Source organism: Streptomyces kryoterrae, assembly GCF_054072135.1.
Genome location: NZ_CM133358.1, coordinates 6505274 through 6526903, shown reverse-complemented (window position 1 = coordinate 6526903; position 21630 = coordinate 6505274). Strand labels below are relative to the sequence as shown.

At 70.3% G+C, this 21630-nt stretch carries 20 protein-coding genes and 1 tRNA gene; 13 read left to right on the top strand and 8 right to left on the bottom strand.

Annotated elements, in window-relative coordinates; all coding sequences use genetic code 11:
* Positions 1-139 precede the first annotated feature (139 nt).
* Positions 140-397 (top strand): hypothetical protein, encoded by a 258-nt coding sequence (locus ACW4TU_RS29015; protein ID WP_457417793.1) that lies wholly within the window; start codon positions 140-142, stop codon positions 395-397.
* A 54-nt stretch (positions 398-451) separates the two neighbouring features.
* Positions 452-2269, top strand: a complete 1818-nt coding sequence (gene glmS, locus ACW4TU_RS29010; protein ID WP_457417791.1) for a glutamine--fructose-6-phosphate transaminase (isomerizing) — start codon at positions 452-454, stop codon at positions 2267-2269.
* A 184-nt stretch (positions 2270-2453) separates the two neighbouring features.
* Here glmS and ACW4TU_RS29005 read toward each other — a convergent pair whose 3' ends face one another.
* Both ACW4TU_RS29005 and ACW4TU_RS29000 read right to left on the bottom strand, forming a co-directional pair.
* Positions 2454-3023, bottom strand: coding sequence for an acetate uptake transporter (locus ACW4TU_RS29005; RefSeq protein ID WP_457417789.1), 570 nt, complete (start codon positions 3021-3023; stop codon positions 2454-2456).
* Positions 3024-3230: 207 nt separating this feature from the next.
* On the bottom strand, positions 3231-3758 hold the full coding sequence (locus ACW4TU_RS29000) for a universal stress protein (RefSeq protein ID WP_164406929.1): 528 nt from the start codon (positions 3756-3758) through the stop codon (positions 3231-3233).
* Positions 3759-4105: 347 nt separating this feature from the next.
* Here ACW4TU_RS29000 and ACW4TU_RS28995 point away from each other — a divergent pair, with 347 nt between their 5' ends.
* The 5 genes from ACW4TU_RS28995 to ACW4TU_RS28975 all read left to right on the top strand — a co-directional run bounded on the left by ACW4TU_RS28995 (position 4106) and on the right by ACW4TU_RS28975 (position 7749).
* Complete coding sequence (locus tag ACW4TU_RS28995; RefSeq protein ID WP_457417787.1) at positions 4106-4426, top strand: hypothetical protein; 321 nt, start codon at positions 4106-4108, stop codon at positions 4424-4426.
* A 386-nt stretch (positions 4427-4812) separates the two neighbouring features.
* Positions 4813-6090, top strand: coding sequence for a helix-turn-helix domain-containing protein (locus ACW4TU_RS28990; RefSeq protein WP_457417785.1), 1278 nt, complete (start codon positions 4813-4815; stop codon positions 6088-6090).
* Positions 6091-6376: 286 nt separating this feature from the next.
* Positions 6377-6982 carry an oligoribonuclease gene (gene orn, locus ACW4TU_RS28985; protein ID WP_457417783.1) on the top strand — a complete coding sequence of 202 codons (606 nt, stop codon included), beginning with the start codon at positions 6377-6379 and terminating at the stop codon, positions 6980-6982.
* 106 nt (positions 6983-7088) lie between these two features.
* Positions 7089-7161 (top strand) — tRNA-His (locus tag ACW4TU_RS28980).
* A gap of 69 nt (positions 7162-7230) precedes the next feature.
* A complete protein-coding gene (locus ACW4TU_RS28975) occupies positions 7231-7749 on the top strand; it encodes a GNAT family N-acetyltransferase (RefSeq protein WP_457417781.1) in 519 nt (172 codons plus the stop codon).
* 51 nt (positions 7750-7800) lie between these two features.
* Here the strand turns inward: ACW4TU_RS28975 and ACW4TU_RS28970 are convergent, their stop codons facing one another.
* Positions 7801-8856, bottom strand: coding sequence for a LacI family DNA-binding transcriptional regulator (locus ACW4TU_RS28970; RefSeq protein ID WP_457417779.1), 1056 nt, complete (start codon positions 8854-8856; stop codon positions 7801-7803).
* A 448-nt stretch (positions 8857-9304) separates the two neighbouring features.
* On the opposite strand from ACW4TU_RS28970, the gene ACW4TU_RS28965 reads away from it, so the two are divergent.
* From ACW4TU_RS28965 to ACW4TU_RS28950, 4 genes are all read left to right on the top strand, one after another.
* The gene (locus tag ACW4TU_RS28965) at positions 9305-10630 is read left to right on the top strand and encodes an ABC transporter substrate-binding protein (RefSeq protein WP_457417777.1); all 1326 of its coding nucleotides are present in this window, start codon (positions 9305-9307) and stop codon (positions 10628-10630) included.
* Between the two features lie 5 nt (positions 10631-10635).
* Positions 10636-11649: a carbohydrate ABC transporter permease gene (locus ACW4TU_RS28960; protein WP_457430365.1), complete on the top strand. Its 1014-nt coding sequence runs from the start codon at positions 10636-10638 to the stop codon at positions 11647-11649.
* A gap of 9 nt (positions 11650-11658) precedes the next feature.
* Complete coding sequence (locus ACW4TU_RS28955; RefSeq protein WP_457417775.1) at positions 11659-12567, top strand: carbohydrate ABC transporter permease; 909 nt, start codon at positions 11659-11661, stop codon at positions 12565-12567.
* Between the two features lie 187 nt (positions 12568-12754).
* Entirely contained in the window at positions 12755-14182 is a 1428-nt protein-coding gene (locus tag ACW4TU_RS28950) for a GH1 family beta-glucosidase (protein WP_457417773.1), read from the top strand.
* 551 nt (positions 14183-14733) lie between these two features.
* Here the strand turns inward: ACW4TU_RS28950 and ACW4TU_RS28945 are convergent.
* Together ACW4TU_RS28945 and ACW4TU_RS28940 are read right to left on the bottom strand one after the other, a co-directional pair.
* Complete coding sequence (locus tag ACW4TU_RS28945) at positions 14734-16119, bottom strand: sensor histidine kinase (protein ID WP_457417771.1); 1386 nt, start codon at positions 16117-16119, stop codon at positions 14734-14736.
* A 10-nt stretch (positions 16120-16129) separates the two neighbouring features.
* Positions 16130-16834 (bottom strand): response regulator transcription factor, encoded by a 705-nt coding sequence (locus tag ACW4TU_RS28940; protein ID WP_457417769.1) that lies wholly within the window; start codon positions 16832-16834, stop codon positions 16130-16132.
* A 120-nt stretch (positions 16835-16954) separates the two neighbouring features.
* On the opposite strand from ACW4TU_RS28940, the gene ACW4TU_RS28935 reads away from it, so the two are divergent.
* Positions 16955-17476, top strand: coding sequence for a hypothetical protein (locus ACW4TU_RS28935; RefSeq protein WP_457417767.1), 522 nt, complete (start codon positions 16955-16957; stop codon positions 17474-17476).
* Between the two features lie 29 nt (positions 17477-17505).
* Here the strand turns inward: ACW4TU_RS28935 and ACW4TU_RS28930 are convergent, their stop codons facing one another.
* Complete coding sequence (locus ACW4TU_RS28930; RefSeq protein WP_457417765.1) at positions 17506-18375, bottom strand: spermidine synthase; 870 nt, start codon at positions 18373-18375, stop codon at positions 17506-17508.
* A gap of 64 nt (positions 18376-18439) precedes the next feature.
* On the bottom strand, positions 18440-18883 hold the full coding sequence (locus tag ACW4TU_RS28925; RefSeq protein ID WP_457417763.1) for a hypothetical protein: 444 nt from the start codon (positions 18881-18883) through the stop codon (positions 18440-18442).
* A 295-nt stretch (positions 18884-19178) separates the two neighbouring features.
* Here ACW4TU_RS28925 and ACW4TU_RS28920 point away from each other — a divergent pair, with 295 nt between their 5' ends.
* Positions 19179-20633, top strand: a complete 1455-nt coding sequence (locus tag ACW4TU_RS28920) for an NsdA family TPR-like regulatory protein (RefSeq protein ID WP_457417761.1) — start codon at positions 19179-19181, stop codon at positions 20631-20633.
* A gap of 219 nt (positions 20634-20852) precedes the next feature.
* Here ACW4TU_RS28920 and ACW4TU_RS28915 read toward each other — a convergent pair whose 3' ends face one another.
* On the bottom strand, positions 20853-21449 hold the full coding sequence (locus ACW4TU_RS28915) for a histidine phosphatase family protein (RefSeq protein WP_457417759.1): 597 nt from the start codon (positions 21447-21449) through the stop codon (positions 20853-20855).
* Positions 21450-21630 lie beyond the last annotated feature (181 nt).

Below are 21630 nucleotides of genomic sequence, written 5' to 3'. Positions count from 1 at the left end.
GGTGCTCTGGGCAGCCATCGCCACGCAGGACACAGGGTGAACAGGCACCGAACAGGGTCCCATAAGAGTTTCAACAGACCGTTGCCCGATATCGGGCAGGATTCTTGCGATTGCCAGCGCTTTACCTCAGGATCGTCGGGTGCACGACGAACTCGTTGATCATCTGACGCGTACCACACCCCTCGCCCGGGGAGAGGCGCTGCGGGTGATTCAGGACGTTCTCGCCTACTTCGACGAGACAACCGAGGATTATGTCCGTCGCCGCCACCGCGAACTCCAGAGCCAGGGACTGGTGAACGCGGAGATCTTCAACCGGATCGAGGCGGACCTCAAATACCGCGCGGTCGCACCACCGGAGCTCACCCTCCGTCAACTGCGCCGCATCGTCTACGGCTAGATCACCCGCGTACGTATCCACGTACGACGGGGACAGGGACAGGGACTCTTATATATGTGCGGAATTGTCGGATACATCGGCAGGCGTGACGTGGCGCCGCTGCTCCTCGAAGGCCTGCAGCGCCTGGAGTACCGCGGCTACGACTCGGCGGGCATCGTCGTGACCTCGCCGAAGGCGGCGGGCCTGAAGATGGTCAAGGCCAAGGGCCGGGTCCGGGACCTGGAGGCCAAGGTCCCCAAGCGCTTCGCCGGCACCACCGGCATCGCCCACACCCGCTGGGCCACGCACGGCGCCCCCTCCGACCACAACGCACACCCGCACATGTCGGCCGACAACAAGGTCGCCGTCGTCCACAACGGGATCATCGACAACGCCTCCGAGCTGCGCAAGAAGCTCGAGGCCGACGGCGTCGAGTTCCTCTCCGAGACGGACACCGAGGTCCTCACCCACCTCATCGCCCGCTCCCAGGCGGAGACCCTGGAGGAGAAGGTCCGCCAGGCGCTGCGCGTGATCGAGGGCACGTACGGCATCGCCGTCATGCACGCCGACTTCCCGGACCGCATCGTGACGGCCCGCAACGGCTCGCCGGTCGTCCTCGGTATCGGCGAGAAGGAGATGTTCGTCGCCTCCGACATCGCCGCGCTGGTCACCCACACGCGGCAGATAGTGACTCTGGACGACGGCGAGATGGCCACCCTCAAGGCCGACGACTTCCGCACGTACACGACCGAGGGCACGAGTACGACGGCCGAGCCGACCACCGTGGAGTGGGAGGCCGCCTCGTACGACATGGGCGGCCACGACACGTACATGCACAAGGAGATCCACGAGCAGCCCGAGGCCGTCGACCGCGTCCTGCGCGGCCGGATCGACGACCGCTTCTCCACGGTCCACCTCGGCGGCCTCAACCTGGACGCCCGCGAGGCACGTGCCGTGCGGCGCGTGAAGATCCTCGGCTGCGGCACCTCGTACCACGCGGGCATGATCGGCGCCCAGATGATCGAGGAGCTGGCCCGTATCCCGGCCGACGCCGAGCCCGCCTCGGAGTTCCGCTACCGCAACGCGGTCGTCGACCCCGACACGCTGTACGTGGCCGTCTCCCAGTCCGGTGAGACGTACGACGTGCTGGCCGCCGTACAGGAGCTGAAGCGCAAGGGCGCGCGGGTGCTGGGCATCGTCAACGTGGTCGGTTCGGCGATCGCCCGCGAGGCGGACGGCGGCATGTACGTGCACGCGGGCCCCGAGGTCTGTGTCGTCTCGACGAAGTGCTTCACCAACACCACCGTCGCCTTCGCCCTCCTCGCCCTGCACCTGGGCCGCACCCGCGACCTGTCGGTCCGCGACGGCAAGCGGATCATCGAGGGCCTGCGCAGGCTGCCCGGGCAGATCTCCGAGATCCTGGAGCGGGAGGAGGAGATCAAGAAGCTGGCCGAGCAGTACGCCGAGGCCCGCTCGATGCTCTTCATCGGCCGCGTCCGGGGCTACCCGGTGGCCCGCGAGGCCTCCCTGAAGCTGAAGGAGGTCTCGTACATCCACGCCGAGGCCTACCCCGCCTCGGAGTTGAAGCACGGTCCGCTGGCCCTCATCGAGCCGGCGCTGCCCACGGTCGCGATCGTCCCGAACGACGACCTCCTGGAGAAGAACCGCGCCGCCCTGGAGGAGATCAAGGCCCGCAGCGGCCGTATCCTCGCGGTGGCCCACCAGGAACAGGAAAAGGCCGACGAGACGATCGTCGTCCCGAAGAACGAGGACGAGCTGGACCCCATCCTGATGGGCATCCCCCTCCAACTCCTCGCGTATCACACGGCATTGGCCCTGGGCAGGGACATCGACAAGCCGAGGAACCTCGCGAAGTCGGTCACTGTGGAGTAGGGCTCACAGGGGCGCGAGGAACTGCGCGACAAGCCCCGCGCACCCGCAGACACAGCGGCAGCGACAGAGACAGAGACAGAGACAGAGACAGAGACAGACAACAGAACGAGCCCCCCGTGTTGCCACCGGACACGGGGGGCTCGCTCATATTCGCCGGGGGTCGCCCAACCCCCGGCCTGCGCGGCTAACCGGTGGCCGTCACGCCCCGGCCGGCAGCACGTCGTGGAAGAACCGTCGGCCAGTGAGCCAGCGCCGCCGTAGCCGCGTACCAGGCCACGAGCCCACTCGCCGCGGCGAACCAGCCACCGACCTTGGCAAGCCCTCCGGAGTCCCCGAACTGCGCGATGGCGAGCAGCAGCATCGCCACGAACAACAGCCCGTACGCGCCCCGCGTGAGCGGAGCCGCCGCGGAGGCCCCCAGGGTCAGACTGAGCGCGACGAGCGCGAACAGCAGCAGGAACAGCCCCGCCGCGTTGGCGGAGACCTGGGTGTCGGCGCCGACACCCCAGGTGAACCAGAACGCCCCGAGCGCGGCGAACGCCGTACCGGTGAACGTGTCCCGGTCGCGGAAGGCGAGCAGCCCGGCGATGAAGAGGGCGAGGCCGCCGACATAGGTGGCGAGTGAGACCGCGCTCGCTGCCGTCACGCCGTCGATCACCTCGGTGTGCCCGAGGCCGAAGGCCAACAGGGTGAGTCCGAGCGCGAGATGGCCGAGGATCGTGGTGGTGCTTCCCGCGGAGACGTCATTGTCCACGGCGGGCTCCCTTCGTGCATGTGCCCGTACAGCTTGTGCGGTGACCGATATATGCCCTTCACAAGCGCACAAACACCTCTACGCGCAAGTAGGTTTGCTCAGCGCAAAAAGGCAGCCCACGAAGGAGTTCGGCGGCGGCCGCAGCTCATCTCCCGCAGAAAAGGAAGCAGTTGAGGAAGAGAGTTGGGGAGAAGAGTTGAGGAGGAGTTACGGAATGACGATGACCGGACGCTGGGCGCGCTTCGCGAGCCGTCCGGCCACCGAGCCGAAGATGCGCCCGACGATGCCGTGGGTCGAGCCGACGACGATCGCGTCGGCCTCGTACTCCCGACCCACCTCTTCGAGTTCGTGGCAGATGTCGCCGCCGCGCTCGACGAGGATCCAGGGCACCTCGGCCAGATAGTCCGCGCAGGCGAGTTCGAGCCCGAGGACCTCGGTTCTGTGGTCCGGCACGTCGACGAAGACGGGCGGCTCGCAGCCGGCCCACACCGTGGTGGGCAGCCGGTTGGCGACATGCACGATGATCAGCCCCGAACCGGAGCGGTGGGCCATTCCGATGGCGTACGCGAGGGCGCGCTCGCTCGACGTCGAGCCGTCGAAACCGACGACGACACCGTGCTTGAACGCGGGGTCGCACGACTGACGTGGTTCTTCCGCCGCCAAGGGCTCGGCCGCCGTGTGATCGGCGACGGGGCGCTTGCGGTCCGCGGGTTCCAGGAATTCGTGACCGGCCATGGGATTCTCGGCGTTTTGATCCTCGTGGTGGGACAACGTGATGTGGGACGACAGTGTGCGGCGGAGCTGTGTCCGGGAATCATCTTCCCAACCCCATACCCCCAAGGGTACGGCGGCACGCCTCCGTAGCCCATAGCCCGCACGTACTCCGGGCGGGTTCCAGGGAGCATGCACGAGGGGGTGCCCGTAACGCAATGGTTGCTGCCACGTACAGGCTGTTTCCACAGGGTTCGCCTACATCTCGCCCACGCCCAACACTCCCGCGCACATCTTCCGGACAGCCTGACCAGTGACCGACCGCTCGAACACGCGTTGAACCCCGTGACCCGTCGTCACAGGGAGCAGCCATGACCTCACCGAGCCAGGACTCCGCGAGCGACCTCGTCCGCTGGGCGGCCTTCAGCTGCGTTCTGGTCCCCGTGGTACTCGTCCTCTACGGCACCTCGCTCGGCGGCGCGGCCGGTACGGCACTGGGGCTGGCGGCCGTGACAGGGGTGTGCCGGGTGCTGATGCGGCAGTCCGAACGCTGCGCGGCCCGGCCGCCGGCCGAGGAGAGCGCCCCGCCCCGTGGGCGGCACGGCAGGACCCCTTCCGGCGCCCATTCCGGCCCCGCTTCCGGCACCCACCGGGGCGGCCGGCACTTCGGCGGAAGTACACCGGTCGACTGACCTGTTTTAGCGCACGCGCCCGATGCTTTTCAGCCAACTTCCGGCTACCGTGCACCCCTTGGCCGAACAACCCCCAAACCCCTGTTCCACCTGCACTGAAAGGGTCCCGCCGGGTCCTCGCACCCTACGCGGATTGGCCACTGCGACGAGGCGCACTTCCCTGCACGCCCCACGAGTGCAACGCTTCGTGATCGAATGCTTTACGCCAAGTTGCCAAGTCGACAATCCGTCGAGTGACCAACTGGTCACCTCGGCATCATGGGACACAGTAGATTCGATCTTGACTGTCTACGGCGGGGGACTCGTGCAGGACCGAGGGGAAACGTGCTGGAGCGACAAGCCCGACAAGATAGGGGCGACGCGACCACCGAGGGGGGCTTAGCAGTATGAGCCACGACTCCACTGCCGCGCCGGAAGCCGCGGCCCGGAAACTTTCCGGGCGACGCCGCAAGGAGATCGTCGCGGTGCTGCTGTTCAGCGGCGGCCCCATCTTCGAGAGTTCGATACCACTTTCGGTGTTCGGGATCGACCGCCAGGACGCCGGAGTGCCGCGCTACCGACTGTTGGTGTGCGGAGGCGAAGAGGGACCGCTGCGGACCACCGGCGGGCTGGAACTGACCGCGCCGAACGGCCTGGAAGCGATCGCACGGGCAGGCACCGTCGTCGTGCCCGCCTGGCGTTCGATCACCGCGCCGCCACCGGAAGAGGCGCTCGACGCTTTGCGCCGGGCCCATGAAGAGGGTGCGCGAATCGTAGGCCTGTGCACAGGCGCGTTCGTCCTCGCGGCGGCCGGCCTGCTGGACGGCCGCCCGGCGACAACACACTGGATGTACGCACCGACACTGGCGAAGCGCTATCCGTCGGTCCACGTCGACCCACGGGAACTCTTCGTGGACGACGGCGACGTACTGACATCCGCGGGCACGGCGGCGGGCATCGATCTGTGCCTGCACATCGTGCGGACGGACCACGGCAACGAGGCGGCCGGTGCGCTGGCCCGCCGACTGGTGGTCCCGCCGCGCCGATCGGGCGGCCAGGAGCGCTACCTCGATCGGTCTTTACCGGAGGAGATCGGCGCCGACCCGCTCGCCGAGGTCGTCGCCTGGGCGCTGGAGCATCTCCACGAGCAGTTCGACGTGGAGACGCTGGCGGCACGCGCGTACATGTCACGTCGTACGTTCGACCGCCGCTTCCGCTCGCTCACGGGAAGCGCGCCGCTGCAGTGGCTGATCACGCAGCGCGTCCTGCAGGCCCAGCGTCTCCTGGAGACGTCGGACTACTCGGTGGACGAGGTCGCGGGTCGCTGCGGCTTCCGTTCCCCGGTGGCTCTGCGTGGCCACTTCCGCCGCCAGCTGGGCTCGTCCCCGGCCGCGTACCGCGCGGCATACCGGGCACGCAGGCCGCAGAGTGAGCGGGTGCAGGAGCCGGACGGAGGGGTGACCGGGGCGCAGGGCGGCCCCGGCGGCATGGGTACGCCGACCACGGCGGGCCAGGGGCACGGGCACCACGGCCAGGGCGGCCACGACCGCTCCCTGCACCCGGAGAGCCCGGTCCCGATCCAGGCCCGGCGTACGGCGAGCCCGGTCGGCCTGTCGGCGGAGCACGCGCGGGACCCGTACGTCGGAAACCGCGCGACTCTGCCCGGGCAGCGGAGCGGCGCGTAGCTTTTGATCGCCGGACGGGCTGGGGGCACGTTCCCCAGCCCGTCCGGCACCATCCAGCCTGGGCGGCACCATCCAGCCAGAGCGGCACCGTCAAGCCTGGGCGGCACCATCCAGCCCGTCCGGCGATTGAGGACGAGCGCGTTCAGCGCGATACGGGGGTCCGGGGGCGGAGCCCCCGGTCGGGGCCCACACCGACGCCGGTTCACCAACCCCCAGCACAACCACACCGCACAACCACCCCGCACCACTGATCCGCCGCGGGCACACTCCCCGTAAGGTGAGACACATGAACGATCGCATGGTGTGGATCGACTGCGAGATGACCGGTCTCTCGTTGTCCGACGACGCGCTCATCGAGGTGGCCGCACTGGTCACCGACTCCGAGCTGAACGTACTCGGCGAGGGGGTGGACATCGTCATCCGTCCGCCCGACTCGGCGCTGGAGACGATGCCGGAGGTGGTGCGGCAGATGCACACCTCGTCGGGCCTTCTCGACGAGCTGGCCGGCGGTACGACGCTGGCCGACGCCGAGGCACAGGTCCTGGCGTATGTGCGCGAGCACGTCAAGGAACCGGGCAAGGCCCCCCTGTGCGGCAACACGGTCGGCACGGACCGCGGCTTCCTGCTCCGCGACATGAGCACCCTGGAGGCGTACCTCCACTACCGGATCGTGGACGTCAGTTCGGTGAAGGAGCTGGCCCGGCGCTGGTACCCGAGGGCGTACTTCAACAGCCCGCCCAAGAACGGCAACCACCGCGCCCTCGCCGACATCCGCGAGTCGATCGTCGAGATGCGCTACTACCGCGAGGCGATCTTCGTACCGCAGCCCGGCCCGGACTCGGACACGGCTCGCACGATCGCGGCGAAGCACGTCCTGCCCGCGGCGCAGTAGCCCTACGGCAGCCCCGGGAAAAGCCGGGCGCGAGCACCCCTTCGGACCCTGTACACTTTTTCTCGGCCGGTCAGGAAGACCACTCGGACTTCCCAAGCCGGTCATGGTGGGTGTAGCTCAGCTGGTAGAGCACCTGGTTGTGGTCCAGGATGCCGCGGGTTCAAGTCCCGTCACTCACCCTGAACGATCAAGGGCTGGCCTGTGAAAACGGGTCAGCCCTTGGTCGTATCCGGCCTCTTGGGAACATCATGGGAACACCGCTCCTGCACACGGCCCGCCTGGACCTGATCCCGCTGGCCGTCGAGCACGCCGAGGAGACGGCGGCGGCGCTCTCGGATCCCGCCCTGCACACCTACATCGGCGGCACCCCCAGCACTCCGGACGCCCTGCGCGCCCGCTACGAACGGCTCGTCGCCGGCTCCCCGGACCCGTCCGTGACCTGGCTCAACTGGGTGCTACGGCTGCGCGCGGACGGCCGCCTCACGGGCACCGTCCAGGCGACGGTCGCCGAAGACCGGGGACTCGCGGAGATCGCCTGGGTGGTGGGCACCCCCTGGCAGGGCCGCGGGCTCGCCTCGGAGGCGGCGCGGGGACTGGTCGACTGGCTGAGCGGACGACCGACTCTGCGTACGGTCGTCGCGCACATCCACCCGGACCACCACGCGTCGGCAGCGGTGGCCGCGGCGGCGGGCCTGTCCCCGACGGACGAAGAACAGTACGGCGAGATCGGATGGCGGCTGACACTGCCCGCCGCCCGGCATCCGTGAACTCCCGTACGCCTGCTGGGCGTTACCCCCCTCAGGCCCTCCAGGCCCCCCTCAGGACGACGTACGGGTCATCAGTTCCGTGGGGAGTACCAGTCGGCGTCGCTCCAGGACCCGGGACGCCGTCGGGCGGCGGTCGGCGACCTCTTCCAGGAGGAGGTCGATCATCGCGCGGCCCATTTCCACTATCGGCTGGCGGACGCTCGTCAGGGGCGGGTCCATATGGCGGGCTATGGCCGAGTCGTCGTAGCCGACGAGGGCCACGTCCTCGGGTATGCGGCGGCCCTGTTCCCGCAGGACCTGGCGGGCGCCCGCCGCCGTCACGTCCGAGCCCGCGAAGACCGCGTCCAGGTCGGGGCAGCGGGACAGGAGGCGGGTCATCGCCCGGCGACCGCCCTCCTCGGTGAAGTCGCCCGGTTCGATCAGGTCCTCGTCCACCTGGTGGCCCGCCGCCTCCAGGGCTTCGCGGTAGCCGTCGACGCGGCGCTGGGCGCCGTACACGTCCAGGCGGCCCGTGATGTGGGCTATCCTGCGGCGGCCTCGGGAGAGCAGGTGTTCGACCGCTTGCCGGCCGCCGCCGTAGTTGTCGGAGTCCACCGAGGTGAGGGTTTCCGCCGCGGACCTCGGGCCGCTGATCACCGCCGGGATCTCCAGCTGGGCCAGCAGGTCGGGGAGCGGGTCGTCCGCGTGGGTCGAGACCAGCAGGACGCCGTCGACCCGGTGGGCGGCCAGGTACTGGGCGAGGCGTTCGCGTTCCCTGTCGCTGCCCGCGAAGATCAGCAGGAGCTGCATCTCCGTGTCCGAGATCGCGCTCCCCACGCCGCGCAGCATGTCCGAGAAGTACGGTTCGGCGAAGAAGCGGGTCTCCGGCTCGGGGACGACCAGCGCGATCGCGTCCGTGCGGTTCGCGGCGAGGGCGCGGGCCGCGGTGTTCGGGACGTAGCCGAGTTCCGCGACCGCCGCCTCGACCGCCGCGCGGGTCGCGTCGCTGACCCTCGGGGAGCCGTTGATCACCCGGGAGACCGTGCCACGGCCCACTCCGGCGCGCGCGGCGACCTCTTCCAAGGTCGGCCGGCCACCACTGCGGCCCCGCGCTCCGTGGCTTGCCATCTGGCTCCGCCCTTCCGCTGTCATCACCCTGGCCTGGAATCTAACAGTCCCGCCTGGGGGCGCCCGCCACCACCGGGCACGCCCGGCGGCCCCGGAAGCCGGCCGCCCCGGGAAGTCGCCGGACAGACCCCGGCGCCGGCGCGGGCCCCGCTCGCACCCGATTCCGTACTGGCCGATCTTCACCGGTCCGCGTCCCGTTCGTACCATCCCGTCGAATTAGTTAACAGGCCGATAACTGAAGGCACCTCCTCCCGTCATCACCCTTGACACCCCCGCCCGGACCGACGAACCTTCAACACATCACCGATGGGAGCGCTCCCACGGTACCTGACACATACACATCCCGCACGTTCCCCGCCCGAGCCGCAGCGCTGAATCAAGACGAACTAACGGGCCCAACAATGCAGTTGGCCGGGGGGTCGGCACGTCAGGGCAACAGGAGGACGTAATGCGAGCACGTACCCGAACCGCCCGTCAGGCGGTGGTCCTCGCGGCCGTAGCATCGCTGGGCGCCGGGCTGCTGGCCGGCTGTGCCGACGACGGCGACGGTGGCAAGGGCGACAGTTCCTCGTCGGGTGGTGGCGGCAAGACCACCATCACCCTCGGTCTCTTCGGCACCATGGGCTTCAAAGAGGCCGGTCTCTACACCGAGTACGAGAAGCTGAACCCGAAGATCAAGATCGCCGAGAACGTCATCGAGCGCAACGAGAACTACTACCCCGCGCTGCTCAACCACCTCACCACCAACAGTGGTCTCCAGGACATCCAGGCCGTCGAAGTCGGCAACATCGCCGAGATCGTGGGCACGCAGGCGGACAAGCTCGAAGACCTCTCCAAGGCTCCCGGTGTGGACAAGAGCGCCTTCCTCGACTGGAAGTGGGCCCAGGCCACCACCAAGGACGACAAGACCATCGGGCTCGGTACGGACGTCGGTCCGATGGCCATCTGCTACCGCAAGGACCTGTTCGAGGCGGCCGGGCTGCCCTCCGACCGTGCCGCGGTCGGCAAGCTGTGGGCCGGTGACTGGAACAAGTTCGTCAGCGTCGGTCAGCAGTACAAGTCGAAGGCGCCCAAGGGCACCACCTTCATGGACTCCCCCGGCGGCCTTCTCAACGCGATCCTCAGCAGCGAGAAGGAGAAGTTCTACGACGCCTCGGGCGAGATCATCTACAAGACGAACCCGGCGGTGAAGGCCGGCTTCGACCTGACCGCGAAGGCCGCGAAGGACGGGCTGGTCGGCGCCCAGACACAGTTCCAGGCGTCGTGGGACACCACGATCGCCAACAGCAAGTTCGCCGCGATGGCCTGCCCGCCGTGGATGCTCGGTTACATCAAGGGCAAGTCGAAGCCCGAGTCGGCGGGCAAGTGGGACGTCGCCGTCGCCCCCAAGTCCGGCAACTGGGGCGGCTCCTTCCTCGCCGTGCCGAAGAGCGCCAAGCACGCGAAGGAGGCCCAGGCGCTGGCAGCCTGGCTGACCGCGCCCGCCCAGCAGGCCAAGCTGTTCGCCGTCCAGGGCAGCTTCCCGAGCGCGCAGGCCGCGTACACCCTGCCCGAGGTGACCGGTGCCAAGAACGACATGACCGGTACCGCGCCCATCGGTGAGATCTTCGCCGAGGCCGCCAAGTCCAGCCCGGTCCAGGTGATCGGCCCGAAGGACCAGATCATCCAGCAGGGTCTGACCGACAACGGCGTCATCCTGGTGACGAAGGGCAAGTCGGCCAAGGAAGCCTGGGAGACGGCCACCAAGACCATCGACAACAACCTGGAGAAGTGACCGGTATGACAACCCGGCACGACACCGCCGCGCCCCCCGAGAAGGAGGGGGGCGCGGCCCCGGCCCGTCCGCCCGCCACCAAGGGTCCCGCCGCGGACAAGCGCCGCCGGGACCGACTCTCGCGCCGTTGGCAGCGGGACGTGCGCTGGAGTCCGTACGCGTTCGTCTCGCCGTTCTTCCTGCTGTTCGTCGCCTTCGGTCTGTTCCCGCTGATCTACACCGGCTGGGCCTCGCTGCACACCGTGGAGCTGACCGCGCCGACCGACATGGACTGGGTGGGGCTGCGCAACTACACGCGCATCTTCGACGACGACTTCTTCTGGAACGCGGCGAAGAACACCCTGACCATCGGCATCATCTCGACGGTTCCGCAGCTGCTGATGGCGATGGGCCTCGCGCACATCCTCAACTACAAGCTGCGCGCCTCGACCTTCTACCGGGTCGCGATGCTCGCGCCCTACGCCACCTCGATCGCCGCCGCCTCGCTCGTCTTCGTGCTGCTCTTCGGGCGCGACTACGGCATGATCAACTGGGCGCTCGACGCCGTCGGCCTCGACAAGATCGACTGGCAGAACGACAGGTGGCCGTCCCAGATCGCCGTGTCGTCGATCATCATCTGGCGGTGGACCGGCTACAACGCGCTGATCTACCTCGCCGCGATGCAGGCCATCCCGCAGGACCTGTACGAGTCGGCGGCCCTCGACGGGGCCAGCCGCTGGCGGCAGTTCCTGCATGTCACGCTGCCGTCGCTGCGTCCGACGATCCTGTTCACCGTCGTCGTCTCGACCATCGGGGCGAGCCAGGTCTTCGGTGAGCCGCTGCTGTTCGACGCCAACAAGGGCGCGTCCGGCGGCGCCGAGCACCAGTTCCAGACGCTCGGGCTCTATCTGTACGAGCAGGGCTGGATCAACCAGCACCTCGGCCGGGCCTCCGCCATCGCCTGGACCATGTTCCTGATCCTCATCATCATCGGGATCGTCAACTACGTCATCTCGCGCCGGCTGCGCGCCAGCAGTTAGGAGCCCGTCGTGACGACGACCTTGACGAAACCCCCCGCCGACGCCGTACCCGAACCCGCCAAGCGTTCGCGGCTGCCCAAGTCGGCACGTGCGGGCGGGACTCTGCACGCCGGGCCCATCGCCTACGTGATCCTCGTGCTGTTCACCATCGGCTCGCTGTTCCCGCTGGTGTGGACCGCGATCGCCGCCTCGCGCGACAACAACCGGCTGGCGCAGACACCGCCGCCGTTCTGGTTCGGCTCGAACCTGTTCAGCAATCTCAAGATCGCCTGGACCGACGCCAACCTGGGCGAGGCGTTCTTCAACACCACGTTCGTGGCCGGGGTTTCGGCGGCCACCGTTGTCATCCTGTCGACCGTCGCCGGGTTCGCCTTCGCCAAGCTTCGGTTCCGCGGCCGGGGCGCCCTGATGCTGCTCGTCATCGGCACGATGATGGTGCCGCCGCAGCTGAGCGTGATCCCGCTGTACATGATGGTCGCCAAGCTCGACTGGACCGACCAGCTCCAGGCGGTGATCCTGCCGTCGCTGGTGAGCGCGTTCGGCGTGTTCTTCATGCGGCAGTACCTGATCCAGGCGCTGCCGGACGAGATCATCGAGGCGGCGCGGGTGGACGGCGCGAGCAGTTGGCGCGTGGTGTGGCACATCGTGTTCCCGGCGGCCCGGCCGGCGATGGCGGTCCTGGGCATGCTGACGTTCGTACAGACCTGGAACGACTTCCTGTGGCCGTTCCTCGTCCTCACCCAGACCGGCAACCCGACCGTGCAGGTCGCGGTGGCGGGCCTGGGCCGCGGCTACACCCCCGACCAGTCCCTGATCATGGCGGGCGCGCTGCTCGGCACGCTGCCGCTGCTGATCGTCTTCTCGATCTTCGGCAAGCAGATCGTGGGCGGGATCATGCAGGGCGCCGTCAAGGGCTGAGCGACTGCCCCGTTGACGGGCCGGTTCGCTGACGTGCCGGTTCGCTGACTCGCTGACGCGCACAAGGACTTCTCCACGGGAACTCTTCTGGGGGCCGGGTCACCGCCGCCTCGGCCCCCTCGCACGTCCCCCCACTTCCCTTTCTCCTCACCCGTCGGCCTCCACGACTTCCTATGGGAGCGCTTCCATGTCCGAACCCGTTACCCCGGTGACCTTTCCTCCCGCCTTCCTCTGGGGCGCAGCGACCTCCGCGTACCAGATCGAGGGGGCGGTGCGGGAGGACGGCCGTACCCCCTCGATCTGGGACACGTTCAGCCATACGCCGGGGAAGACGGCCGGCGGCGAGCACGGTGACATCGCTGTCGACCACTACCACCGCTACCGCGACGACGTGCAGATGATGGCCGACCTGGGCCTGACCGCGTACCGCTTCTCCGTCTCCTGGTCGCGGGTGCAGCCGACGGGCCGGGGGCCGGCGGTCCAGCGCGGCCTGGACTTCTACCGGCGCCTCGTCGACGAGCTGCTCGCACACAACATCAGGCCCTCGCTCACCCTCTACCACTGGGATCTCCCGCAGGAGCTGGAGGACGCGGGCGGCTGGCCGGAGCGGGAGACCGCGCTGCGTTTCGCCGAGTACGCCCAGATCATGGGCGAGGCGCTGGGCGACCGCGTCGAGCAGTGGACCACGCTCAACGAGCCCTGGTGCAGCGCGTTCCTGGGCTACGCCTCGGGTGTGCACGCCCCCGGCCGGACCGAGCCGCTGGCCTCCCTGCGGGCGGCGCATCACCTCAACCTGGCACATGGGCTGGGCACTTCGGCCCTGCGCGCGGCGATGCCGGCCCGCAACACGGTCGGGGTGAGCCTCAACTCCGCGGTGGTCAGGCCGCTTTCGCAGACCCCCGAGGATCTGGCGGCGGTCCGGAAGATCGACGACCTGGCCAACGGCGTCTTCCACGGCCCGATGCTGCACGGCGCCTACCCGGAGACCCTGTTCGCCGCCACCTCGTCGGTCACGGACTGGTCGTTCGTCCTCGACGGCGACCTCCCGCTGATCAACCAGCCGCTGGACGCGCTGGGCCTCAACTACTACACGCCTGCGCTGGTGTCGGCGGCCGAGGAGAAGCCGAGCGGTCCGCGTGCCGACGGTCACGGGGCGAGCGACTTCTCGCCGTGGCCGGCGGCGGACGAGGTCCTCTTCCACCAGTCCCCGGGCGAGCGCACGGAGATGGGCTGGTCGATCGACCCGACGGGCCTGCACGACCTGATCATGCGCTACACGAAGGAGGCGCCGGGTCTGCCGATCTACATCACCGAGAACGGCGCCGCCTACGACGACAAGCCCGAGTCCGACGGCAGCGTCCACGACCCCGAGCGGATCGCCTACCTCCACGGCCATCTGCGGGCGGTCCGGCGCGCGATCGCCGAGGGCGCGGACGTCCGCGGCTACTACCTGTGGTCCCTGATGGACAACTTCGAGTGGGCCTACGGCTACGGCAAGCGCTTCGGCGCGGTGTACGTCGACTACGCGACCCTGACCCGCACCCCGAAGTCGAGCGCCCTCTGGTACGGCCGAGCTGCCCGCAGCGGCGCCCTCCCGCCGGCGAACGGCGAGTAGGCGCTCCGCTGACGGGGCGGCGGTCCCGGCCGGGTCGCGGCACCTGAGGGGGGTGCCGCGCCCCGGCCGGGACCGCTCCGGGGCTCGGGCCGACGGGCAGCAGGGGGCTTCTCAGCACTGGTCGGCGGGGTCCCGCGCGTGCGACTGCACGCAGGAAGGGGACGCCGACAGCAGCCGGGCCGCAGCAAGCGGCACGGAGTGCGTCGGCAGCCGGCGGCAACATCGCCGTGGCCCGCTGGGAGCGCGCCGCCGGCCCACGTCCGTTACCGGATCCGCCGGACAGACCCCGCACGCCGGAACAGCTCGGCGGCCGGCGGCCGAGGTCAAGCCCGTGCTCCGGCGCCGCAACACCCCCGGTCCGCTCCCCCGGTGAGCAGCGAATCCGCCGGACAGACCCCGGACGCCGGAACAGCTCGGCGGCCGGCGGCCGAGGTCAAGCCCTCGCGCCGGCGCCGCGCCGCCGCAACACCCCCGGTCCGCTCCCCCGGTGAGCAGCGAATCCGCCGGACAGACCCCGCACGCCGGAACGGCTCGGCGGCCGGCGGCCGAGGTCAAGCCCTCGCGCCGGCGCCGCGCCGCCGCAGTGCCCCCGGTCCGCTTCCCCGGTGTCCGCGCCGTACCGGGGCCCGGCCGTCCAGCTGGAGCCAGATCCGTATCTCCGTGCCGCCGAGCACCGACGAGCCGATCCGTACGTCCCCGCCCGTCGACTCCGCGAGCCGGCGCACGATGTCCAGGCCGAGGCCGGTCGATCCCGCGTTGCCCGAGCCGCGCCCTCTGGCCATGGCGGCCTCGGGGTCGGTGATCCCGGGCCCCGCGTCCGACACCAGCACGATCACCGCGTCGTCGCCGTTGTGCACGTCGACCGCGAACGCGGTGCCCTCCGGGGTGTGCCGGAAGACGTTGCCGAGCAGGGCGTCGAGGGCGGCGGCCAGGTCGGCGCGGGCCACGGGTATGCGCACCGGCCGCTCCACACCGGCCACCCGCACCTTCCTCCCCTCGTCCTCCGCGAGCGCCGACCAGAAGGCCATCCGCTCGCGCACGACCTCGGCCGCGTCGCAGCCGGCGCCCGGTCCGGCGAGGGTCGTCTGCGGCTTGGCCTCCCGGGCGGTACGGATGATCGTGTCGACCTCGTGCTCCAGCTGGGCGACCGCGGCCCGGGTCTGCTCGGCGGCCGGACCGTCTCCGAGCGAGGCGGCGTTCAGCCGCAGCACGGTCAGCGGCGTACGCAGCCGGTGGGACAGATCGGCGGCCAACTCCCTTTCGTTCGCGAGCAGTTGTACGACCTGGTCGGCCATCGAGTTGAACGCGACCGCCGCGAGGCGCAGTTCGGCCGGCCCTTCCTCGGGCACTCTGGCGCCCAGTTTTCCCTCCCCCAGTTCCTGCGCGCCCTCGACGAGGCGCCGAGCGGGCCGCACCATGCGCACGCCCAGCCGGTCGGCGACGGCGACCGAACCGACGACGAGGACCGTCCCGACGCCGGCGAGGACCGCCCAGGCCAGGCCGATGCCGTTACCGACCTCGGCCTCGGGGACGTACACCTCGACGACGGCTATCTCGCCGGAGCCGATCGCGACGGGCTGGAGGAGGGCGGACCCGCCGGACACCTCGGTGGTGGAGGCGCGGCCGAGTCGGCGGATCGCCTCGATGTCGGCGTCGGCGGCACGCTGCCGGCCGAGGTCGACCGCGCTCGTACCGCCGCTCGCGGGGATGTGCACGGCCAGGCCCGCGTCGGATCCGGCGGAGGCGACGACCCGTTCCAGCTGGTCGCGGTCGGTGGTGATGGAGAGGGCGGGAGCGACGGCCGCCGCCTCCCGCTCGGCGTTGGAGAAGGCGCGGTCGCGGGCCATCTCCCTGATGACCAGGCCGAGCGGCACGGCGAAGGCCACCACGACCATGGTCGTGACCGCAACGCACACCTTGACCAGTGCCCACCTCATGGTGTCCCCCTCACAGCGGCGGCTCCGCTCCGGGCGGTGTCAGCTTCACGCCGACGCCCCGCAGGGTGTGCAGATAACGGGGGCTGGCTGCCGTCTCGCCCAACTTCCGCCGCAGCCACGACAGATGGACGTCGATGGTCTGGTCGTCGCCGTAGGACTGCTGCCACACCTCCGCGAGCAGTTCCCTGCGCGCGACGACGACACCCGGCCGGCCGGCGAGGAAGGCGAGCAGGTCGAACTCGCGACGGGTCAGGTCCAGTCGTACGCCGTCCAGTTCGGCCTGCCGGCGCAGCGGGTCGATGGCCAGGCCGCCGACGCGGATGACCGTGGAGAGCGGGGTGTCCGCGGGTGCGGTGCGGGCGCGGCGCAGTACGGCGGCCATGCGGGCCGACAGGTGTTCGACCGAGAACGGTTTGGTGAGGTAGTCGTCCGCGCCCGCGTTCAACAGCCGGACGATCTCCGTCTCCTCGTCGCGGGCGGTGGCGACGATCACGGGTACGTCGGTGATTCCGCGCAGCATCTTGAGGGCCTCGGACCCGTCGAGATCGGGCAGACCGAGATCCAGGATCACCACGTCGAAACGGAAGTGGGCGACCTCGCGCAGCGCCTCAAGGGCGGTGCCGACACTGCGCACGAGGTGCGCGGCATCGGTCAGATGCCGGATGAGGGCGGAGCGCACGAACTGGTCGTCCTCGACCACGAGCACACTTGCCATGCGCCGCACCGTACGCCAATCCGACGAGTCGGGCCCGGTGCCTGTGGACAACTCCCCGGCGACCGCGTCCGGAGGGCGGCAGGCGACACCGATGGGGCCCGTGAGGCAGTATGACCGGCGATGCGCAGAGGACTCGTACACCTTCTGGCGTGGACGCTGGCCACGGGCGCGGCGGCCACGATGACGTGGTGGGGTGTCCACACGGTGATGGCGGGAACGGCGTACGACCCGCCCCGCGCGCTCCCCATCACGGCGGTCGACGCGGCCGGGCGGAAGTCGACGGCACCGAAGCCGAAGCCGCTCGCCACGACGGCGAGCCGGCAGCCCACCCACCCGGCAGCGACTCCGTCGCCCACCCCGACACCGCCCCCGTCACCCACGTCGACAGCCACCCCGAGTGCGACCCCCTCGAAGACCCCGTCCACGGTGAAGGCGTACGACACCGACGGCGGGCGGGCGGTCTTCGACCTCGGTACGGACTACGCGACGCTCGTGTCGGCGACGCCCGGGGCGGGCTGGTCGATGCAGGTGTGGAAGACGGAGACGTGGATCCGGGTGGAGTTCAGCTCGGGCACGGACCGGGTGACGGTGTTCTGCACCTGGCACGACGGCCCGCCGCACGTGCAGGTCATCACCTACTGACCTGCTGAAACCCCTCACCGGCCCCCGGGTCAGCGGAACACCGACGGCGGTGGTGCCGGTGAGGCGACCGCCGCCGCGTCCGTGACCGGTACGGCTCCGCCGGTGAAGTCCGCGAGGGCGCGGCCGTGTTCGAGGCGGGCGGGGTGCGGGTCGGAGGCGGTGCGGCGGGTCAGCTCGGCGATGGGCAGCGGGTGTGCGGAGCCGACGAGCACCGCGTTGCCGAACCGTTTCCCCCGCAGCATGGTCGGGTCGGCGATCAGGGCCAGCTCGGGGAAGACGGCCCCCGCGGTGGCGATCTGGCCGCGAAGGTGGGCGAGCGGCGGCCCGTCGGCGAGGTTGGCGGCGTAACAGCCGGCGTCGTTCACGACCCTGCGTACGTCCGTCAGGAACTCGACCGACGTCAGATGGGCCGGGGTGCGCGCCCCGCTGAACACGTCCGCGATGACGAGGTCGGCCCAGCCGTCGGGGATCTTCGCGAGTCCTTCGCGGGCGTCGGTGGAGCGCACCCGGATACGGGCGTTCGGGTCCAACGGCAGCTCCCGACGGACCAGTTGGACGAGGGCGGCATCCCGCTCGACGGCCTGTTGGGTGGACCGGGGACGGGTCGCGGCGACGTACCGGGCGAGGGTGAGGGCGCCGCCGCCGAGGTGCACGACCTGCACGGGCCTGCCGGGCGGGGCGACAAGGTCGATCACATGACCGAGGCGGCGCTGGTACTCGAAGGAGAGGTACGCCGGGTCGTCGAGGTCGACGTGGGACTGCGGGGCCCCGTCGATGAGCAGTGTCCAGGCGCGTGCCCGGTCCCGGTCGGGGATCAGCTCGGCGAGCCCGCCGTCGACCGTCTCGACGACGGCCTCGGCGGCCGACTGTCCGCGCCGCGCGTTTCTGGACTTTCCCATTTCCCCATTATCGGGGTGGGCGAATACCCCGGCACAACTGCGATCGTACGACGGTCGTGCCAGGTCAGCGGCGGTTGTCCGCGGCCTCGATGAGCCGGGCCGCCTCGCCGAGGGCCGCGCGGAGCACCGCCGGGTCGGTGGCCAGGTCCGCGTCTCCGGGCGGGAGCAGCCAGTCCGAGCCCTCGACGGGGGATGCGGGATCGGGGACCGCGAGGCTCAGACCACGCCCGTTGGTCTCCGTGCAGGTGCTGCCGGGGACGTCCCAGGCCGCGGCGGTGCCGGGCGGTACCAGGAAGCCCAGGGTGTCGCAGCCGTCGTCGTGCAGTACGGGGCCGACCGAGTCGCCGGCACCCCGGCGCAGGATGTCGACCGCCTCCAGCCCCTGCCGCGCCGGAACCGTCACCAGATCACAGATGTGCGCTGTGTTTGACGCGGACGACGCGGGCAACGCGGGTGATGTACGTGCTCCGAACTGCGCACAAGGATCGGTGCTCTGACTGATCTCCATCCCGGCCTCCACCACGGAACCCCTCCTGTAACGAACGGGTCGGGAGTTCGGGTTGCTCCCGGTCCACCGGGTTCAACGCGCCAGAACGTCAACGGCTACGGCGCAAGACCGCTGCAAAGGATGGCAGTTCATGGCAGATCGTGGATGAGATATCCGGTTTGTAGCCAAACCCCGCATGGCGGGTCGTGCACAGCGGGTACGTTCTTGCCCGCCGGAAACAGGACGTCCGATGGATAACTGTTCCAACTCGTCAGGAATCCGGCACGGTTCGACGGTTCGCAGAGAGGGCCCGGCCATGACGTCGTCAACAGTGACCTCGTCGGAGTCCCCCCGGCCGCCACGGCCGAACCTCGCCTTTCGGCAGTTGCGCGGGCAGCGCTCTCCGGGCGAGTTCGCCGCGGCGGTACGGCGGGCCGCCCGCGAGATCGGGGAGCGGGTCAGCTGTGACGCGCGTTACGTCGGTCGGGTCGAGGCGGGTGAGATCCGCTGTCCCAACTACGCGTACGAACGGGTGTTCCTGCACATGTTCCCTGGCCGGACGCTGGCCGACCTGGGGTTCGCGCCCCGCTCGTCGGTACGCGGACGCGGGGCGCGCGACACGGAGGACACGCCCCCAGCACACCCCGCGCCCCGGACGTACGGCACCGGTGAGACGCCGGGGGCGTACGAGACGTATGACATGCAGAACGCGCAGGACCCGTACGAAACGCACGACAACTACGAGGAGAGCGACGTGCTGCGTCGCGCATTCATGACGGGCGGTGCCACCGCGGCAGCCGCCTCCCTGAGCCCCTTCGGGTTCACGTATGAGGCTTCGGCCCCGGCTGCGGACCGTCCCGCGCGCCGCGTCGGAGCCGGCGAGGCGGGGGCCCTGGAAGAGGCCGTCCGCCGTATCAGACTGCTCGACGACCGGCATGGCGCCGACGGCCTCTACCGGCGCGCGGCGGCACCGCTCCGGGCCGCCTACGAACTGCTCGACGCGGGCGCGGTACGGCAGACCACCGCGGACCGGCTGCACGCGGGCGCCGGTGAACTCGCCATCTCCGTCGGCTGGCTGGCGCACGACTCGGGCCGCTTCGACGACGCGCGTTCGCACTACGCGGAGGCGCTGGCGACCGCCCGGGTGGCCGGGGACGCGGCCCTGGAGGCGCACGCCTTCTGCAACACCGCGTTCCTCGCACGCGACACGGGGCGCCCACGCGAGGCGGTCAGAGCGGCGCAGGCCGCGCAGCGCGTGGCCCGGCCCCTGGGCTCGCCCCGCCTGATGTCGCTGCTCGCGCTGCGCGAGGCGGGCGGCTGGGCGGGCCTCGCCGACCGCGCCGGCTGCGAACAGGCCCTGGCGCGGGCCCAGTCGCTGTACGAACGCGGCCCCTCGCACGCCGACCCCGAGTGGATGAGCTTCTACGGCGAGGCCGAGCTGGAGGGCCTGGAGGCACAGTGCTGGTCGACGCTGGGCGACTGGCCCCGCGCCGCCCGGCACGCCCGCCGCGCGGCCCACCTCCAGAACCCGCACTTCACCCGGAACATCGCCCTCTACACGGCCGAACTCACCGACGACCTGGCCCGCGGCGGCCACCCGGACGAGGCGGCGGCGGCGGGCATGCGGGTTCTGGACCTGCTGGACGAGGTCCAGTCCTCCCGCATCCAGACGATGCTGGCGGCCACGGCGCGGGTGCTTCTGCCGCACCGGCGGGCGTCAGGGGTATCGGCCTTCCTGGAGAGGCACGCGAGTCTGCCGCGAACGGCGTAGCTGCGCACGCGAGCGCGTCCTGTCCGGCTGCGGGCCCGGTGGAGGCTGGTCGCGCCCACCCGGCGGAGCCGCACGATGGCACAGCCCCGCGCCCCTGAAAACTTGCCCCAGCTGCGGGCAGTCGTGCCGCTGGGGCGGCACGGGTGGGCGCAGCGGCACTCCGTCGGCGCCGGGCCGCGCGACCCGCCCCGCGGCAGCCCCGGCACCGGTTGCCACCCATCACCCGACCAGGTGTCCCTGGTCGTTCCAGCTCTCGATCGCCGGTTCGCCGTAGGCCCAGCCCAGTACCGACAACGACGTCGGGTTCAGTCTGATCCGTGCCGCGAACTCGATCGGCAGTCCCAGCCAGCGCGCCCCGATCGACCGCAGTATGTGCCCGTGCGCGAACACCAGCACGTCACGATCGGCCGACCGCGCCCACGCGACCACCTCGTCCGCGCGCGCGGTGACCGCCTCCAGGCTCTCGCCCCCGGGGACCCCGTCCCGCCAGATCAGCCACCCCGGCCGGACGGCCTGGATCTGCGCCGGGGTCATGCCCTCGTACGTCCCGTAGTCCCACTCCATGAGCGTGTCCCACACGGTCGCGCGCTCGCCGAACCCGGCGATCTCGCACGTCTCCCGCGCGCGTGCCAGCGGACTCGTGCGCACCTCCGCCCCGGAGAGTCCGTCGAAGGGTGCCCGGTGCAGCCGTTCGCCGAGCAGCTTGGCGCCGCGCCGCCCCTCCTCGATGAGGGGGACGTCCGTCCTGCCGGTGTGCTTGCCGGACAGTGACCACTCCGTCTGTCCGTGCCGGGCCAGCAGGACGCGCGATGCCATGAGGACCCCTTCCGGGGGGAGACGGTAAGCGAGGCAAATGTGGTGAGAGGCGAACGAAAGGGAACGACGAAGCGAATCAGAGGTACCGAATGGCGGAAAAGCAAGGCGGAACCCCTCCATCATCGCGCACGCTGTCCGAGGGCAACCGGCGGGTCGATCTTTGCGTCTTGTGGGACAGAGT

Coding starts and splice junctions, on each gene's coding strand:
- ACW4TU_RS29000 (WP_164406929.1), bottom strand. CDS start 3,758: ATGGCCGGTCACGAATTCCTGGAACCCGCGGACCGCAAGCGCCCCGTC.
- ACW4TU_RS28990 (WP_457417785.1), top strand. CDS start 4,813: ATGAGCCACGACTCCACTGCCGCGCCGGAAGCCGCGGCCCGGAAACTT.
- ACW4TU_RS28965 (WP_457417777.1), top strand. CDS start 9,305: ATGCGAGCACGTACCCGAACCGCCCGTCAGGCGGTGGTCCTCGCGGCC.
- ACW4TU_RS28930 (WP_457417765.1), bottom strand. CDS start 18,375: ATGGGAAAGTCCAGAAACGCGCGGCGCGGACAGTCGGCCGCCGAGGCC.
- orn (WP_457417783.1), top strand. CDS start 6,377: ATGAACGATCGCATGGTGTGGATCGACTGCGAGATGACCGGTCTCTCG.
- ACW4TU_RS28935 (WP_457417767.1), top strand. CDS start 16,955: ATGCGCAGAGGACTCGTACACCTTCTGGCGTGGACGCTGGCCACGGGC.
- ACW4TU_RS28975 (WP_457417781.1), top strand. CDS start 7,231: ATGGGAACACCGCTCCTGCACACGGCCCGCCTGGACCTGATCCCGCTG.
- ACW4TU_RS28925 (WP_457417763.1), bottom strand. CDS start 18,883: ATGGAGATCAGTCAGAGCACCGATCCTTGTGCGCAGTTCGGAGCACGT.
- ACW4TU_RS28950 (WP_457417773.1), top strand. CDS start 12,755: ATGTCCGAACCCGTTACCCCGGTGACCTTTCCTCCCGCCTTCCTCTGG.
- ACW4TU_RS28915 (WP_457417759.1), bottom strand. CDS start 21,449: ATGGCATCGCGCGTCCTGCTGGCCCGGCACGGACAGACGGAGTGGTCA.
- ACW4TU_RS28945 (WP_457417771.1), bottom strand. CDS start 16,119: ATGAGGTGGGCACTGGTCAAGGTGTGCGTTGCGGTCACGACCATGGTC.
- ACW4TU_RS28970 (WP_457417779.1), bottom strand. CDS start 8,856: ATGGCAAGCCACGGAGCGCGGGGCCGCAGTGGTGGCCGGCCGACCTTG.
- ACW4TU_RS28960 (WP_457430365.1), top strand. CDS start 10,636: ATGACAACCCGGCACGACACCGCCGCGCCCCCCGAGAAGGAGGGGGGC.
- ACW4TU_RS28940 (WP_457417769.1), bottom strand. CDS start 16,834: ATGGCAAGTGTGCTCGTGGTCGAGGACGACCAGTTCGTGCGCTCCGCC.
- ACW4TU_RS28995 (WP_457417787.1), top strand. CDS start 4,106: ATGACCTCACCGAGCCAGGACTCCGCGAGCGACCTCGTCCGCTGGGCG.
- glmS (WP_457417791.1), top strand. CDS start 452: ATGTGCGGAATTGTCGGATACATCGGCAGGCGTGACGTGGCGCCGCTG.
- ACW4TU_RS28920 (WP_457417761.1), top strand. CDS start 19,179: ATGACGTCGTCAACAGTGACCTCGTCGGAGTCCCCCCGGCCGCCACGG.